This window comes from Neoroseomonas lacus (assembly GCF_014644535.1).
Lineage (GTDB): Bacteria > Pseudomonadota > Alphaproteobacteria > Acetobacterales > Acetobacteraceae > Neoroseomonas > Neoroseomonas lacus.
Genome location: NZ_BMKW01000004.1, coordinates 48,005 through 63,422, shown reverse-complemented (window position 1 = coordinate 63,422; position 15,418 = coordinate 48,005). Strand labels below are relative to the sequence as shown.

The window sequence follows — 15,418 nt, the reverse complement described above, 5'->3', positions numbered from 1 at the left end:
CAGAACCGGGAAAGACGCCCGCTCGAACAACGCGAGCGTGGTTCCACTCGCGGGCGCTGTCCTAAACCAGCAATTCGCCGTCCCGCGCCACCACGCGCCCGCCTGTGACCACCAGCTTGCGCGTCGGGCGCGCCACCACGGCTTCCGCCAGGCTGCGCGCCTCAACCAACACGAGGTCTGCTCGCGCCCCGGCATCGAGCCCATAGGCCGTGAAGCCGCACCCCGCCGCACCGGCGGCGCTGACGCAGTCGAAGGCGAGCGCGATCTCGTCGTCGCGGCGGAAATTGTTGCGCAGCCCCACCAGCATGGCGCGCTCGAGCATGTCGGGCGAACCATAGGGCGTCCAGGTGTCGCGGATGCCGTCATTGCCGCCGAAGATCGTCAACCCCGCCGCGAGGCAGGGCGCCACCAGCGGCACCGGGCGCGAGGGCGGCGCCGTCGTCGCGATCGCCACGCCCAGCGCGGCCATCTGGACGAGCAGCGCGTCGCGCTCGCGCTCGGGGATGTCGCCGAGGCAGAAGGCGTGGCTGACCACCACCTTGCCCTGCATGCCGAGGGCGCGGGTGCGTTCGAGGATCAGTTCCAGCGAGAAGGCGCCCATCGAGCCCTGCTCGTGCAGGTGGATATCGACGGGCTTGGCGTGCTTCTCGGCGAGGCCAAAGACGATGTCGAGATGGCGCACCGGGTCGCGTTCGATCGCGCAGGGGTCGAGCCCGCCGACTATGTCCGCGCCCATCGCCAGCGCAGCATCGAGCGCCGCCTCGGTCCCTTGCCGGCCGAGAACGCCCGATTGCGGGAAGGCGACGATCTGGATTTCCTGCACGCCCTGCATCGCCGCGCGGGTTTCCAGCACACGCTCGACATGGCGCGTGCCGGCCTCAGTATCCACATCGACATGGCTGCGGATGCGCGTGGTGCCGGCGGCGAGGAAGGCGCGCGCCATCGCGAGCGACGCCGCCCCGGCATCATGGCCGGTGCGCGCGCGCCATTCGCGTTCATGGTCGATCTTGTCGATGATGCGCGGGCCGACGGTGTTCACCAGCCAGTCCGCTTCATGGAAAGTGGTCTTGTCGAGATGCGTGTGCCCCTCGACGAAGCCGGGCAGCAGCAGCATGCCCTGCCCGTCCTCGACCGGGATGCCGGCGGGTGCCGGCCCTGGCGCGGCGATGCGTCCATCCAGCACGAGGATATCGGTCGCCGGCCCACCCATCGGGCGGACATTGCGCAGCAGAAGATCGGTCATGCGGCCACCCAGTCGCGGAACAGGTCGAGGTCGATATTGCCGCCGCACAGCACCAGACCAACGCGCTTGCCGCGCATCGCCTCGCGTTCCTGCAGCAGCGCGGCGAGCGGCGCGGCACCGGCCCCTTCGGCGAGGTTGTGCGTGTCCTGCCAATAGGCGCGGATGGCGGCGGCGACCTCGTCATCCGTCACGGTGACGATGCGCGCCGCGCCGGCGCGGATGATGGCGAGTGCGCCGGCATCGGGCACGCGTGTGGCCATGCCATCGGCCAGCGTCTCGGCGCGCGGCGTCGTCACCACATGGCCGGCGGCGAAGGACAAGGCATACGATGGCGCGCCAGTCGACTGCACGCCGATGATCTGCGTGGTCAGCCCAAGCAGGTCGCGCGCCATGATACACCCGCAGATGCCCGAACCCATCCCGATCGGCACGTAGAGAGCATCGAGCGGCGGCGCGTCGCGGAAGAATTCCAACGCATAGGTTGCCACGCCCTTCACCAGGTCGGGCGCGAAGGAAGGCGCGAATTCCAGCCCCTCGGCGACAGCGAGGCGCATGGCTTCTTCCCGCGCCGCGTCGAAATCCTCGCCATGTTCGATCAGACGGGCGCCGAAGGCGCGCATCGCGGCGTTCTTCTCGGCACTGTTGCCACGCGGGACGAGGATGGTGACCTCCACGCCATGGCGCTGCCCGGCATAGGCGAGCGCCTGGCCGTGATTGCCGCGCGTCGCGCTGACCACGCCCACCACGTCGGGGCGTTCGCGCTGCAGCCGCTCCATGTAGACGAGCCCACCGCGCAGCTTGAAGGCACCGGTGGGGGTGTGGTTCTCGTGCTTGACATGCACATCCACCCCGCAGCGCGCCGCGAGCAGCGGCCAGGCGATCTGCGGGGTGGGTGGAAAAGCCTGATGGACGAGGCGCGCCGCCGCTTCAAGTTCCGCGAGCGTGAACATCACAGCCGTGGCGCGCCGCGCGCCTTACAGTGGCTTCAGGTTGACGGCGGCGGCCTTGCCGCGCTCGTTCTCGACGTCGTAGCTGACCTTCTGGTTTTCATCGAGGCCGGTCAGCCCGGCCTTCTGAACGGCGGTGATATGGACGAAGACGTCCTTGCCACCATCTTGCGGAACGATGAAGCCGAAGCCCTTCGTCGCGTTGAACCACTTCACGGTGCCCGTCGCCATGCGACCTGTCTCCTTACCTCGCCGTCCCGCGGCCTCGTGCCGGGGTTGTTTTCCAGCCGTCCCCCGGATCGGCTTGGGGGCGACCGGGTGTCCGGAGGCACGGCAAGGCGAGACGAGACACGAATGGACGCAAATGACGCGCAGATCGGAAAGGCGCCGTCAACAAAAGCTGAGCAGCGCGTCCTTCGCATGACGGCCGCGGAACGCGCCAGGAGCGCATTCCGCCGCCGCCATCATTCCACGCGAATGCCGAGTTCCGGGATGGTGCGGCCCCAGAAGGCGTGTTCGTCACGCACCTGCGCCGCGAAGGCCTCGATGCTGACCGGGGCGGCGAGCGGCTCCAGCCCATCACGGCCGAGCTTGTCATGGAAGGCCGGCAGCGCGGCGATCTCGGCCACCGCGGTGCGCAGCGCGGTGAGCGGCTCGGCCGAGGTGCCCGCCGGGTAGAACACGCCATGCCAGCCGGTGACGTTGTAGCCGGGCAGGCCCTGCTCGGCGACGGTCGGCACATCGGGGAAGGTCGGCGAACGGCGCGCGCCGGTCACCGCGATGGCGCGCAGCTGGCCCTCGCGCACCAGCGGGATCGCCGGCGGCGGGGAGGAGATGTTGAACTGCACCGTGCCGTTCACCGCATCCATCAGCGCCGGCGAGGTGCCGCGATAGGCGACGTCGCCGATGTCGATGCCCGCCATGCGCGCGAGCAGCTTGCCGGCCAGGTGGTTGTTCCCGCCATTGCCCGAATGGCTGAAGGTGATCTCGCCGGGCTGCGCCTTCGCCAGCGCGATCAGTTCCTGCAGGTTGGTCGCCGGGAAGCGCGGATTGCCCACCAGGATGTACTGGTAGTTGGCGACGATCCCGGCGGGCAGCAGCACGCGCGCGGGGTCGTCGCGCTCGGGCGTGCGATAGACATGCGGGTTGATGACGATGTTCGAGGAAACGGCATAGAGGAAGGTGTAACCATCCGGCCGCGACCGCACCGCCTGGAGCGTGCCGATCGAGCCGCCGGCGCCGCCACGATTATCCACCACCACCGGCTGGCCGAGCTTCTGCGACAGGATCTGCGCGAATTCGCGCCCGACGATGTCGGTGCCTCCGCCGGCGGCGTAGGGGACGATCATCGTCACCGGGCGACTGGGCCGCCAGGCGCTGTCCTGCGCGAGGGCGAGACCCGGGACGAATAACGTCGGGGTGAGAAGCAGGCTGCGGCGTTTCATCGGACGGTCCCTGGTAGCGTTGGCCGGTCCTTAGCACCTTCGCATCCGCGCGCCATAGGGGATCGTGGGCATACGGCCCGTCGGCGGCGCACACAAAAAAACGGATCGAGGCCAAGCCTCGATCCGCGAGCACAAAGCGCGACCGCGCCCATACGGCATGTCGTCGCCAATGCGGCAGTGCAGGGCGCGAAAGCCAAGCACGCGAATGCGTGCGCCGGCGATTGAGGCAGGGAAAAGGAAGGGGCGGTCCCGCAAGACCGCCCCGACCCGATCAGAAGTCCATGCCGCCCATGCCGCCCATGTCGCCGCCGCCGCCGGCCGGAGCCGACGCCTTCGCGGGACGCTCGGCGACCATCGCTTCGGTGGTGATCAGCAGCGAGGAGACCGAGGCCGCATCCTGCAGCGCCGTGCGCACGACCTTGGTCGGGTCGATGATGCCGGCTTCCACCAGGTTCTTGTACTCGTCCGACTGCGCGTCGTAGCCGTATTCGTAGGTGTCGGTGCGCAGCACCTCACCAGCGACCACGGCGCCGTCCTTGCCGGCGTTCTCGGCGATCTGGCGGATCGGCGCCTGGATCGCGCGACGCACGATCTCGATGCCGACCTGCTGGTCCGCATTGTCGGCCTTCAGGCCGGCAAGCTTCACCGAGGCGCGCAGCAGCGCCACGCCGCCGCCCGGGACGATGCCTTCCTCGACCGCGGCGCGGGTCGCATGCAGCGCGTCATCGACGCGATCCTTGCGCTCCTTCACCTCGACCTCGGTCGAGCCGCCGACGCGAATGACGGCAACGCCACCGGCCAGCTTCGCCAGGCGCTCCTGCAGCTTCTCGCGGTCGTAGTCCGAGGTGGTCTCCTCGATCTGCGCCTTGATCTGCTCGCAGCGGCCGGTGATCGCGGCCTTCTCGCCGGCACCGTCGACGATCGTGGTGTTTTCCTTCTCGATCTTCACGAACTTCGCGCGACCGAGCATCGCCAGCGTGACCGTCTCGAGCTTGATGCCGAGGTCTTCGGAGATGACCTCGCCGCCCGTCAGGATCGCGATGTCTTCCAGCATCGCCTTGCGGCGATCACCGAAGCCCGGCGCCTTCACGGCGGCGATCTTCAGGCCACCACGCAGCTTGTTCACGACCAGGGTCGCCAGGGCCTCGCCCTCGACGTCCTCGGCGACGATCACCAGCGGACGGCCCGACTGCACCACGGATTCGAGAAGCGGCAGCATCGGCTGCAGCTGCGAGAGCTTCTTCTCGAAGATCAGGATGTAGGGGTTTTCCATCTCGGCGATCATCTTCTCCGCATTCGTGATGAAATACGGGGAGACGTAGCCGCGATCGAACTGCATGCCCTCGACGACGTCGAGTTCGGTCTGGATCGACTTGGCTTCCTCGACGGTGATGACACCCTCGTTGCCAACCTTCTCCATCGCCTTGGCGATCATCTCGCCGATCTCGGTCTCGCCATTGGCGGAGATCGAGCCGACCTGCGCCACTTCGGCCGAGGTCGTGATCTTCTTCGTCTTGGACTCGAGGTCCTTCACGACGGCGGCGACGGCCTTGTCGATGCCGCGCTTCAGGTCCATCGGGTTCATGCCGGCGGCCACGGCCTTGGCACCTTCGCGGATGATGGCCTGGGCCAGCACGGTCGCGGTGGTGGTGCCGTCACCGGCCAGGTCGTTGGTCTTCGAGGCCACTTCGCGCACCATCTGGGCGCCCATGTTCTCGAACTTGTCGGCCAGCTCGATTTCCTTGGCGACGGTTACGCCGTCCTTCGTGATGCGCGGGGCACCGAAGGACTTGTCGAGCACGACGTTGCGGCCCTTCGGGCCCAGCGTCACCTTCACGGCGTCGGCCAGGATGTCGACGCCCCGGATCATACGTTCGCGCGCCGAAGCGCCGAACTTCACGTCCTTAGCAGCCATGTGTCTCTACCTCTGAATTCTGTGTTGCGTCGGATGGTCGCGAAGCGGCGCCTCAGGCGGCCTTCTTCGCGGCGGACACGCCCTCGAGGATGCCCATGATGTCGGACTCCTTCATGATCAGGAGCTCCTCGCCATCGAGCTTCACCTCGGTGCCGGACCACTTGCCGAACAGGATGCGGTCGCCGGCCTTCACGTCGAGCGGGCGGATCTCGCCCTTCTCGTTGATGATGCCCGCGCCGACAGAGACGACTTCGCCTTCCTGCGGCTTTTCCTTGGCGGTGTCGGGGATGATGATGCCGCCGGCAGTCTTTTCTTCCGCGGTGACGCGGCGAACGAGAACGCGGTCGTGCAGGGGACGGAAGGTCATGAGTGTCCTCTCCTGAGAGCCTCGGGTTGATGACGGCTCGCCCTGGGAAGCCTGGCCAGCCACCGAAGCGCACCGGCCGTTAGCACTCCCCCCAGAGGAGTGCCAGCGATGTAGCCTTCGGGTCATGGCACGTCAAGCGTTCGGCAGCACTCGTCGTGCATGAGTGCTAATGATTTGATTATACAAGATTTTTCTTGCCATCCGCTGCGCCGCACATGTCATCCTGATTACAGCAAGGCACCGGCACAGGGTGCTAGCGATATGGGAACCGCACGGCTCACCACCCTCAAGGGAAAGGAAAGACCACGGTGCTGCAGGGACTGGAACCGATCCTCCGTATCCCCGACTGGCGCGTCACGACGGCCGAGGTGCTCTACCACATGCCCGACCACCCGCATGTCCTGCAGACCTTCGTCTGGCAGAAGGTGGATCTGGCGCCCGAATTCCCGGAGCTGACCCGCTTCCTCGATTTCTGGAAGCGCGAGATCGAAGGCCCGCTGCATTCGGTGCGCGTCGCCTCCGCCGCGCTGACCCGCCCGGCGGAACTCCGTTACGCGAATGGCGTCTTCACGTTGCATTAGGGGCTCCGAACGCGCGAGCATTCCGCCCGCCGGTCGCGCCGTAGAACACGACCGCGGGAGACGCCAAGGTGGATCTGCTTGCTGGCATTCTGGAGGGCTCGCCCATGCTGGCCCTCTTCATGGCGATCGGCCTCGGATATGCGCTCGGCCAGGTCCCTGTGCTCGGCGTCACCTTCGGTGCCGGCGCGGTGCTGTTCTCGGGCCTCGCCATCGGCGCGATAGCCCCGCGCTCCGCCCCACCCGGCCTCGTCGGCACGCTCGGCCTGCTGATGTTCCTGTATGGCACCGGCATCCAGTACGGGCCGCAATGCGTCGCCGGGCTCAAGGGGCCGGGGCTGCGCTGGATTCTCCTCGCCCTCGTCGCCGTCGTCGCGGCGCTGTTCGCCGCGCAGGCGGTCGGCGGCCTGCTCGGCCTGCCGGCCGCGACCCAGGCAGGCATGTTCGCCGGCGCGGGCACCAGCACCTCGGCCCTGCAGGCGGCGATCACGGCCGCCGGCGGCGGGCCGGAACCGACCATCGGCTATGCCGTGGCCTATCCGATCGGCGTCATCGGCCCGATCCTGCTGATGAGCTTCATGCTGCGCCTGTTCCGCCCGACGATCCCGGTCGCCGCCCCGGCCCTGCGCCATGCGGAGGTGACGCTGCGGCCCGGCCGCGCCCCGTGCACCGTCGCCGAGATCACGGCCGGCCTGCCGGCGGGCGTCACGGTCGTCGCCATGCGGCGCGAGCATCAGAACGCACCCGCCGAGCCCGGCGCGCGCCTCGCCGGCGGTGACGGCCTGTTGATCCTTGGCCCGCCCGCCGCCATCGACCAGGCCGTCGCCCTGCTCGGCGAGGAGGAGGAAGGCCGGCTCGGCAAGGATCGCGCCGCCTACGACATGGTCCGCGTCATAGTCTCGAAGCCCGCCTTTCGCGGCCGCACCCTGGCGACCATGCCGATGCCGCCATTCCCGATCCGCGTTGCGCAGGTGCGCCGCGGCGATTCGGTGATGCCGGCTGGCCCGGAGCTCGAGCTGGAATACGGCGATGTCCTGGTGCTGCTGGCCGAGAGCGGACGCCGGCCCGAGGTTGCCGCCCATTTCGGCGACAGCGTGAAGGGAAATGCGGAACTCTCCTTCGTCTCGATCGGCATCGGCATGGCGCTGGGATTGCTGGTCGGCATGATCAGCATCCCGCTGCCGGGCGGGGGCGGCTTCAGCCTTGGCGTCGCCGGCGGGCCGTTGGTGGTCGCCCTCATCCTCGGCTGGCGCGGCAGCAGCTTTGGCATCGGTTGGCGGATGCCGGTCGCGGCCAACATGGTGCTGCGCAATTTCGGCCTGTCGATCTTCCTCGGCCAGGTGGCGATCGCCTCCGGCCGGCCCTTCGTGGATACGGTCGCCGCGCAGGGACCGGCGGTGCTGGCAGGCGCGGCGCTGGTGCTCGCGACGATCGTGCTGACCGTGCTGCTCATCGGCCATCTGCTGCTGCGCATCAGCATCGACGACCTGTTCGGCGTCTGCGCCGGGGCCACCGGCAACCCGGCGATCCTGGCGGGCGCGAACCGGCTGCTCGGTTCGGACCGCGCCGATATCGGTTACGCCATCGTGTTCCCCACCATGACCATCGCCAAGATCGTCGCTGTGCAACTCATGCTCGGCCAGTAGAGCATGCTGTGTTCACCTGCGTTCACACCGCCTGCCCCTGGCATTCTTCGACGAGCCTCTTCGCGCGTTCGGTTGAACCCACCCGAACGCGATCTGCAATAGGTGCGGAGATCCCGATGCGCATCACCATGTTCAGCACCAAGGCCTATGACCGCCGCAGCTTCGAAGCGGACCCGACGGCGGCGGGGCACGAGATTACCTACCTCGAACCGCGCCTTGCCGTGGAAACTGCGCCGCTCGCGGCGGGGGCCGATGCGGTTTGCGCCTTCGTGAATGACAACCTGTCGGCAGCGGTGCTGGAACGGCTCGCCGCGGGGGGCACCAAGGTCGTGCTGCTTCGCTGCGCCGGCTTCAACAATGTGGACCTGGCGGCGGCACGCCGGCTCGGTTTCACGGTCGCGCGCGTGCCGGCCTATTCACCTCATGCGGTTGCCGAATTCACGATCGGGCTGATGCTTGCCCTGATACGCGGCATCCACCGTGCGTATCAGCGCACGCGGGACGGCAATTTCGCGTTGGAAGGGCTGCTCGGCTTCGACCTGCACGGCAAGACTGTGGGCGTGATCGGCACCGGCAAGATCGGCGCCATCGTCGCGCGCATCCTGAGCGCCGGCTTCGGCTGCCGCGTGCTTGCCCATGATGTGCATCCGGATCCCGCCCTGCAGGCGATCGGCGTCGTCTATGCCGAACCACGCGCCATCGCCGCCGAGGCCGATATCCTGACGCTGCACTGCCCGCTGACGCCCGAGACGCACCATGTCGTCCGCGCCGAGACCCTCGCCATCGCCCGGCGCGGGCTGATCCTCGTCAATACCAGCCGCGGCGGGCTGCTGGACGCGGAAGCGGCGATCGATGCCCTGAAATCGGGCCAGCTCGGCGGCCTTGCGATGGATGTCTACGAACAGGAGGCCGATCTGTTCTTCGAGGATCTGTCGAATGAGATCCTGGCCGATGACGTCATCGCGCGGCTGCTGACCTTCCCCAATGTGCTGGTCACCGGCCATCAGGCCTTCTTCACGGTCGAGGCGCTTGGTGCCATCGCCGCGGTCACCCTCGGCAACGCCGCGCGCATCGCGGCAGGCGAACCGCTCGGCGTGGCACAGGTGGCGGCGCCAGAGGATGCCCCGCGCGCGGCCTGACGACCCCTGCTCATCTGGCCCCGCTGATGCCGGGCGCCGCGCGGGCGGGTTGCCTTGCCGCGCGTAGTGACGTGGCCGGCCGCAACGGTTGGCGCCTTCGGCACGGTCGCGCCATGCGCGCCTGGCTCGTTGCAGCGTGTCGTGCCGAATCGCTTCGGCCGTTGGCGGCGCCGGAGCGTGATTCAGACCTTCGGTGCGTTCGCACCTGCGGTCATCACCCTTTATCGCGCGGGTGCCTCGAGGTTGCTCGGGTTTAACCCCAGCGCCTGGGCGGTGGTCGGGTTGATCTGCCCGTTCGCCTCAAGCCCGCGGCCACGCTGGAAGCGTTCCAGCGCCGCCTGGGTGCCGGCGCCCCACAGCCCATCCGGTGCCGCCCGGTAGAAGCCGAGCGCACGCAGCCGGTTCTGCACGTTGCGCACCGCGACGGGACTGAGCGCGGTCGGCGCCGGCGCGGCGGCGGCCGGTTCCGGCATCGCCGGCGGCGGCAGCAGCCGCGGCAGTCCCACGCCCAGCGCCTGCGCGGTCGCCAGGTTCATCGACCCGGTCACCGCCATGCCCCGCGCCTGCTGGAAACGATCGAGCGCGGTCTGGCTCTCCGGCCCCCAGACGCCATCGGCAGCGCCCATATAGACGCCCGCCTCGCGCAGCCTTTCCTGCACCACCATGGCCGCCGAGGGCGACAGCGGCTGGACGAAGGACAGCGGCGCCGGCGCCTGGGCCCAGGCGGGCGCGGCGGCAATCACCGCGGTTATCAGGGCCAGGCCCAGCAGGCGGGACATTGGGGGCATCGGAATTCCTCCTCGATCGTCACCGCTGTCAACGTTTCGCTCCGGGTAAGGTTGCCCGCCGCCACGCTCAGCCGCCGCTGACGGCGGTCATCACCAGCATCTCGCCGCCGGGCCTGATGGGGGTATCCAGCCCGGCGCGCTCGCCCTCGACGAATATCTTGAGGTGCCGGCGGATCGCCGGCGACGAATCGCACAGCCGGTCGGCCATGCCGGGCCAGCGGCGCTCGAGTTCCGCGATCGCCTCCGCCACGGAGCCGGCGTTCACCGCCACCTGTCGCGGCGCGCCGGGAAACAGGCGCACCAGCGCGTCCGGCAGGAAGACGCAGGCCGGCTCAGCCATCGCGCACCAGCGCCTCGACGCTGAGGATGGTCGGCAGGTGCTCGGCGATGCAGGACCAGGCCTCGCCCTCATCCGCGCTGGCGAACAGCGCACCGCCGCTGGTGCCGAAATAGACGCCGGCCGGCTCCAGCGTGTCCGCCGCCATGGCCTGCCGCAGCACGCCGAAATAGGCACTGGCCTGCGGCAGCCCCTGGCGCAGCGCCTGCCAACTCGCCCCCGCATCGCGCGTGCGCCACACCGCGGCAGCGGCATCCGGCATGAAGCGCCCCGCCTGGTCGCCATTCAGCGGCAACAGGAACAGCGTGTCGGGGTCGCGCGGATGCGCCACGGCCGGAAAACCGAAGCTCGACGGCAGCCCCGCCTCGATGCTGGTCCAGCCCCGCCCGCCATCGTCGCTGCGGTACATGCCGCAATGGTTCTGCTGGTACAGCCGGTCGGGATTGCCCGCCCCCATCGCCAGCGCATGCACGCACTGGCCGTGTTCAGGGTAACGCTCGCCCTCGGGCGCGTAGTCCTGGCGCGTGCCGCGGTTGCGCGGTGCCCAGCTCGCGCCACCATCCTCGGTAGCAAACACGCCGGCCACCGAGATCGCCACCCACAGCCGATCCGGGTCGGTCGGGTGGGGCAGGATCCCATGCAGGATCATCCCGCCGCCGCCCGGCTGCCAGTCGGCGCGGCTGGGGTGTTCGGTCAGGGCGGTCACATGCGTCCAGTTGTCACCCCCGTCGTCGCTGCGGAACAGCCCTGCCGGCTCGACCCCCGCCCACAGCGTGCCGGTCGGTCCCAACGCCAGCGACCAGGCGGATTTGATCGGCGTCTCTCCGGCCGCATAGGCGAGGCCGGCGCTCGAATGCGTCCAGCTCGCCCCGCCATCGGTCGAGCGCCATACTGCCGGGCCGAACCATTCATTGCCGCCGGCCGCCCAGATCGTCCCGGTCTTCGGGTCGGCGATCACTTGGTTGATCGGCCAAGTCTCGCAGAAAGGCCCGCGCAGCGACCAGTCGCGCCGCGCCGCATCGCCCTCGAGGATGAAGGCGCCCTTCTTGGTCCCGACCAGCAGCATCATCCGTGTCGCCATGGTGCTTCCTCCGTCATGCGCCGTGCCCCTCGACCAGGGCTGCCAGCCGTTCGAGCGATTCCGTCCAGCCGCGCCGGTGCCGTCCCGCCGTATCGGCATCGGCGAAGCGGTCATGGGTGAGTGTCAGCTCGGTCCCTTCCGCCACCGCGCGCAGGCGGATGGTGACGCGGGATTCGCGCTCGGGCGCGCTGTGCCAGGCCCAGGTGAAGGCGAGCCCCTCGCCCGGCGTCACCTCGGTGTAGCGGCCGCCGACCTCGTGCCGCGCGCCGTTGTCCTCCCGCAGCACGACGCGGAAGCGGCCGCCGGCCCGGGCATCGACCTCCGCCGCCTCGACGCGCGTGTGGTGCGGGCCGAACCAACCGGCCAGCCCCTCGGCGCTGCTCCAGGCCTCGAAGACGCGCGCCGGCGGCGCACGCAGCCGGCGCACCAGGGTCAGGCTCGGGACGGTCGCGCTCATGGCGCGCGCTCCACCACGGCGGCGAGGCGGTCGAGGCTCTCCTCCCAGAAGCGGGTGTAGCGGCGCAGCCAGCCCATCGCGTCCTCCATCGGCGCCGCGACCAGGCGGCAGGCGACCGTCCGCCCGGTTTTGTGGCGGGCGATCAGCCCCGCCCCCTCCAGCACATCAAGGTGCTTGATCACCGCCGGCAGGGACATCGGCAGTGGCCGGGCCAGGTCGCCGATCGACAGGCTGTCATGCTCGGCCAGGCGCGCCAGCAGGGCGCGCCTAGTCGGGTCGGTCAGGGCGCCGAAGATTCGGTCGAGATCGGGTGGGTTACACTGAACCATTTGGTTAAGTGTTGGCGCATGGCGAGGGCACCGTCAAATCGAAATGTCGCGGGAAGCGGCAATGGCGGAAGCGGAGAGGGGCTTTGCCCCTCTCCGGACCTCACCCCACCAAAGGCCTAAGGGCCTTTGGAAACCTCAACTTGGTGTTGGGCAGGACGGGCATTCCTGAAAGGGCTGCGGCGGGCCCGGCGCCAGGTTTCGCCTCTGGGCACTGTGCGCCATGCACAGTCATCAACTCGGCGCTGCCGCCCAGCCCGACACCCAATTCCGGCGGTCCAGGGTGCCCGGCACCCTGGTGGGGTGAGGTTTGGAGAGGGGCAAAGCCCTTCTCCAACCTACCGCCCCGGCGCCACCTTCAACGCCTCCCGGCCCTTGCCACGCGCATCCATCAGCCCGGCCACGATCGCCCGGCGCACCGGCGCCAGCACCGCCCCCGCGCCGATCAACGCCGTCCGTGCCAACCGTGCCGGTCGCCGGTCATCCGAATACAGCCGCGCCACGGCATTGGTCGCAAGGAACAGCGGCAGCGTCGCCCGCCGATGCGCGGCGGCATACCGCGCCAACCCCGCCGCCGCACCGGGATCCGTCCCGCGACGGATCTCGCCGGCCAGGATTTCCGCCCCCGACAGCCCGAAATTGAAACCATGCGCGGTGACCGGATGCATCCCCACCGCCGCATCCCCCAGCAGCGCGAAACGCCGCCCGGCAAACCGATGCGCATAGGCCGCGACCAGCGGATAGGCGTGTCGTGTCCCGGCCAACTGCATCGGACCCAGCCGTGACTCGAAACGCCGCGTCACCTCCGCGCCGAATTCCTCGTCCGACGATGCCATCGCCGCCTCGGCCTCCGTCGGCGGCAGCGTCAGCACCACCGAGGACATCGCCCCGTTCAACGGCAACATCGCGATGGTCTGGCCATGGCCGAACCACTCGGTCGCGACCCCGCCATGCGGCGCCTCATGCGCCACGCGCGCGACGATCATGGTCCGCCCGAAATCGAGCATCGCCGCGCCGATCCCAGCCCGCCGCCGCGCCTCGGAAAACCGCGAATCCGCCGCGATGACCAGCCGCGCCGTCACCGCCTCCCCGCCATCGAGCGTCACCGTCGCGCCGTCGGCCGCCAAGGACAGCCCGGTCACCGCCCGCCCGGCCAGCAGCCGCGCCTCGGTGCCCGCCGCCGTCTCATACAGCGCGCGGCGGATCGCCTGGTTCGGCACCAGCCGCCCGAGGGGTTCCCCATCCCGCCCCGGCGCGAAGCGCAGCGCCAGCGGCGAGGCGCCATTGACCACCTTCGCCTCGCGCAGCGGCGCCGTCTCGGCCTCGGGGATGCGCGCCCAGGCACCCAGCTCGCGCAGGATGTCCTGCGAGCGATGCGTCAGCGCGATCTCGCGTCCGTCGAAGGCCGGCGCGGCGATCGCCGCTTCCGGCGCGCGTTCCAGCAATGTGATGCGCAGCCCGCTCTCGGCCAGCGCGCAGGCAAGGGCGAGGCCCGCCGGCCCGGCCCCGATGATGGCGACATCCGTATCCATGCCGTTTCGTCTCCCGCTCCGCCCGTGCCGTCCATGATCCTGCGCAAAGATGGCGCGCGTCAGCCGTCTTCTTCCAGCGCGCGCCCCGCCTGATGCTGACGCAGCAGCAGCAGCCCGATCACCGCCGAGACCACGAACAGCCCGACCCCCAGCCCGAGCTGCCAGGCGCCATCCACCCGGATGCCCTTGCCGAGCAGGGCGAACACCACCGTCTGCGGCAGATAGCCGATCGCCGAACCGGCCAGGAACGGCAGCAGGCTGACCCCCGCCATCCCCGCCAGCAGGTTCAGCGCGAGATTGTTGCCCACCGGCAGCAGCCGCAGCGCCAGGGTCGCATTGAACGGGCTGCCCGCCAGCACGTCCCGCAACGGCCGCAGCCGATGCCCGAAGCGCCCGGCCAGCCGCCGCTCCGCCCAGCCGCGCCCGACCGCCCGCGCCCACAGATACGACAATGCGCAGCCCACCACCTGCGCCGCCAGCGACAGCACCGTCCCCTGCACCACCCCCAGCGCATAGCCGCCGAGGAATGCCACCCCCTGGCGCGGCGCCCCGGCCGCTGTCGCCGCGGCGCCGATCGCGACGAACACTAGGTCCCCCAGCAGCCCCTGCCCGAGCACCCAGCGATCCACCCAGCTGGTGCCGGGCGCCAGTCCGACCTCGCGCAACAGCAGCCCGGCCACCAGCAGCCCAGCCGCCAGCAGCGCGAGCTTCACCAACGCCGTGCGGCGCCGGGCGGACGCCGCCGGCTCGCTCATGATGCCTGGTCGCTCTCGATCACCGGACGCCTGCCGCGCCGCTGCAGCCAGGCCATGCCGACCAGGTCGAACAGGCTGACCATCAGCCGGTCGAGCGTCCCGTAATTCGACACGCCGCGCACCCGGGGCCGGTGGTTCACCGGCTCGCTGACCACCGCGCCGCCCTGGCGCAGTGTCAGCGCCGGCAGGAAGCGGTGCATGTGATCGAAATGCGGCAGGTCGAGGAACAGGTCGCGCGGGAACACCTTCAACCCGCAGCCGGTATCGGGCGTCGCATCGCGCAGCAGGCGCGAGCGCACCGCATTGGCGATCCGGCTGGAATAGCGCTTCACCCCGCTGTCGCGCCGGTTCACCCGGTGGCCCGCGACCAGCGTCCGCCGGCCTGCCTCGGCCTCCGCCCCGGCACGCGCGAGCAGGCGGGGGATGTCGGCCGGGTCGTTCTGCCCATCGCCGTCCAGCGTCGCGATCCAGCGCCCGCGCGCCGCCTTCACCCCGGTGACGATGGCGGCCGACTGCCCGCAGGAGGAGCGATGGCGAATGGCCCGGACCGGTGCGCCGGCCTCGCACACCGCGCGCAGCGCCGCCGGCGTGTCGTCGGTCGAACCGTCATCGACATAGACGATCTCGTGCGCCACGGCGGCGAGCGCGGCCTCGATCTCGGCCACCAGGGGCGCGATGTTCGGCGCCTCGTTGCGGACGGGGATGACGACGGACAGGACGGGGGGCGCGCCGGCGTCCCCACCCGCCACGGCGGGTCCGGATGCGGCGCGGGGCTCGGGAACCATGGGCGGGCGGTAGCAGCCTCGCCCCGCCCCGGCAAGCAGCCCATGTTCACGCCGGCCAGACCTCGCCTATATCCGGC

Annotated in this window: 17 protein-coding genes; 3 read left to right on the top strand and 14 right to left on the bottom strand. The window is 69.9% G+C overall.

The features are described from left to right. Nucleotides 1-61 precede the first annotated feature (61 nt). From IEY36_RS08985 to groES, 6 genes are all read right to left on the bottom strand, one after another. Nucleotides 62-1,243, bottom strand: a complete 1,182-nt coding sequence (locus IEY36_RS08985; protein WP_188966717.1) for an amidohydrolase family protein — start codon at nt 1,241-1,243, stop codon at nt 62-64. Beyond that, a complete protein-coding gene (locus tag IEY36_RS08980) occupies nt 1,240-2,193 on the bottom strand; it encodes a threonine dehydratase (RefSeq protein WP_188967019.1) in 954 nt (317 codons plus the stop codon). Before IEY36_RS08980 ends, IEY36_RS08985 begins: the two co-directional genes overlap by 4 nt. 24 nt (nt 2,194-2,217) lie before the next feature. Further along, complete coding sequence (locus IEY36_RS08975; RefSeq protein WP_188966716.1) at nt 2,218-2,421, bottom strand: cold-shock protein; 204 nt, start codon at nt 2,419-2,421, stop codon at nt 2,218-2,220. A gap of 233 nt (nt 2,422-2,654) precedes the next feature. Continuing rightward, the gene (locus IEY36_RS08970; RefSeq protein ID WP_188966715.1) at nt 2,655-3,635 is read right to left on the bottom strand and encodes a Bug family tripartite tricarboxylate transporter substrate binding protein; all 981 of its coding nucleotides are present in this window, start codon (nt 3,633-3,635) and stop codon (nt 2,655-2,657) included. Between the two features lie 271 nt (nt 3,636-3,906). Beyond that, nucleotides 3,907-5,550 (bottom strand): chaperonin GroEL, encoded by a 1,644-nt coding sequence (groL, locus tag IEY36_RS08965; protein ID WP_188966714.1) that lies wholly within the window; start codon nt 5,548-5,550, stop codon nt 3,907-3,909. 52 nt (nt 5,551-5,602) lie between these two features. Beyond that, nucleotides 5,603-5,917, bottom strand: coding sequence for a co-chaperone GroES (gene groES / locus IEY36_RS08960; RefSeq protein WP_188966713.1), 315 nt, complete (start codon nt 5,915-5,917; stop codon nt 5,603-5,605). Nucleotides 5,918-6,225: 308 nt separating this feature from the next. On the opposite strand from groES, the gene IEY36_RS08955 reads away from it, so the two are divergent. From IEY36_RS08955 to IEY36_RS08945, 3 genes are all read left to right on the top strand, one after another. Next, nucleotides 6,226-6,498, top strand: a complete 273-nt coding sequence (locus IEY36_RS08955; protein WP_456307044.1) for an usg protein — start codon at nt 6,226-6,228, stop codon at nt 6,496-6,498. Nucleotides 6,499-6,602: 104 nt separating this feature from the next. Further along, entirely contained in the window at nt 6,603-8,141 is a 1,539-nt protein-coding gene (locus tag IEY36_RS08950) for an aspartate:alanine exchanger family transporter (RefSeq protein ID WP_188966712.1), read from the top strand. A 116-nt stretch (nt 8,142-8,257) separates the two neighbouring features. Beyond that, nucleotides 8,258-9,280 carry a 2-hydroxyacid dehydrogenase gene (locus IEY36_RS08945; protein WP_188966711.1) on the top strand — a complete coding sequence of 341 codons (1,023 nt, stop codon included), beginning with the start codon at nt 8,258-8,260 and terminating at the stop codon, nt 9,278-9,280. A gap of 221 nt (nt 9,281-9,501) precedes the next feature. On the opposite strand, the gene IEY36_RS08940 is transcribed toward IEY36_RS08945, so the two are convergent. The 8 genes from IEY36_RS08940 to IEY36_RS08905 all read right to left on the bottom strand — a co-directional run bounded on the left by IEY36_RS08940 (nt 9,502) and on the right by IEY36_RS08905 (nt 15,341). Then, nucleotides 9,502-10,068, bottom strand: a complete 567-nt coding sequence (locus IEY36_RS08940; protein ID WP_188966710.1) for a peptidoglycan-binding domain-containing protein — start codon at nt 10,066-10,068, stop codon at nt 9,502-9,504. A 67-nt stretch (nt 10,069-10,135) separates the two neighbouring features. Further along, on the bottom strand, nt 10,136-10,408 hold the full coding sequence (locus tag IEY36_RS08935; protein WP_188966709.1) for a ubiquitin family protein: 273 nt from the start codon (nt 10,406-10,408) through the stop codon (nt 10,136-10,138). Beyond that, a complete protein-coding gene (locus IEY36_RS08930) occupies nt 10,401-11,486 on the bottom strand; it encodes a WD40/YVTN/BNR-like repeat-containing protein (RefSeq protein WP_188966708.1) in 1,086 nt (361 codons plus the stop codon). Before IEY36_RS08930 ends, IEY36_RS08935 begins: the two co-directional genes overlap by 8 nt. 13 nt (nt 11,487-11,499) lie before the next feature. Then, complete coding sequence (locus tag IEY36_RS08925; RefSeq protein WP_188966707.1) at nt 11,500-11,943, bottom strand: SRPBCC family protein; 444 nt, start codon at nt 11,941-11,943, stop codon at nt 11,500-11,502. Next, nucleotides 11,940-12,272 carry an ArsR/SmtB family transcription factor gene (locus tag IEY36_RS08920; protein WP_188966706.1) on the bottom strand — a complete coding sequence of 111 codons (333 nt, stop codon included), beginning with the start codon at nt 12,270-12,272 and terminating at the stop codon, nt 11,940-11,942. The genes IEY36_RS08925 and IEY36_RS08920 overlap by 4 nt, the downstream gene beginning before the upstream one ends. Nucleotides 12,273-12,607: 335 nt before the next feature. After that, nucleotides 12,608-13,801: a 5-demethoxyubiquinol-8 5-hydroxylase UbiM gene (gene ubiM / locus IEY36_RS08915; RefSeq protein WP_188966705.1), complete on the bottom strand. Its 1,194-nt coding sequence runs from the start codon at nt 13,799-13,801 to the stop codon at nt 12,608-12,610. Nucleotides 13,802-13,860: 59 nt separating this feature from the next. Beyond that, nucleotides 13,861-14,556, bottom strand: a complete 696-nt coding sequence (locus IEY36_RS08910; protein WP_188966704.1) for a TVP38/TMEM64 family protein — start codon at nt 14,554-14,556, stop codon at nt 13,861-13,863. Further along, nucleotides 14,553-15,341: a glycosyltransferase gene (locus IEY36_RS08905; protein ID WP_188966703.1), complete on the bottom strand. Its 789-nt coding sequence runs from the start codon at nt 15,339-15,341 to the stop codon at nt 14,553-14,555. The genes IEY36_RS08910 and IEY36_RS08905 overlap by 4 nt, the downstream gene beginning before the upstream one ends. Nucleotides 15,342-15,418 lie beyond the last annotated feature (77 nt).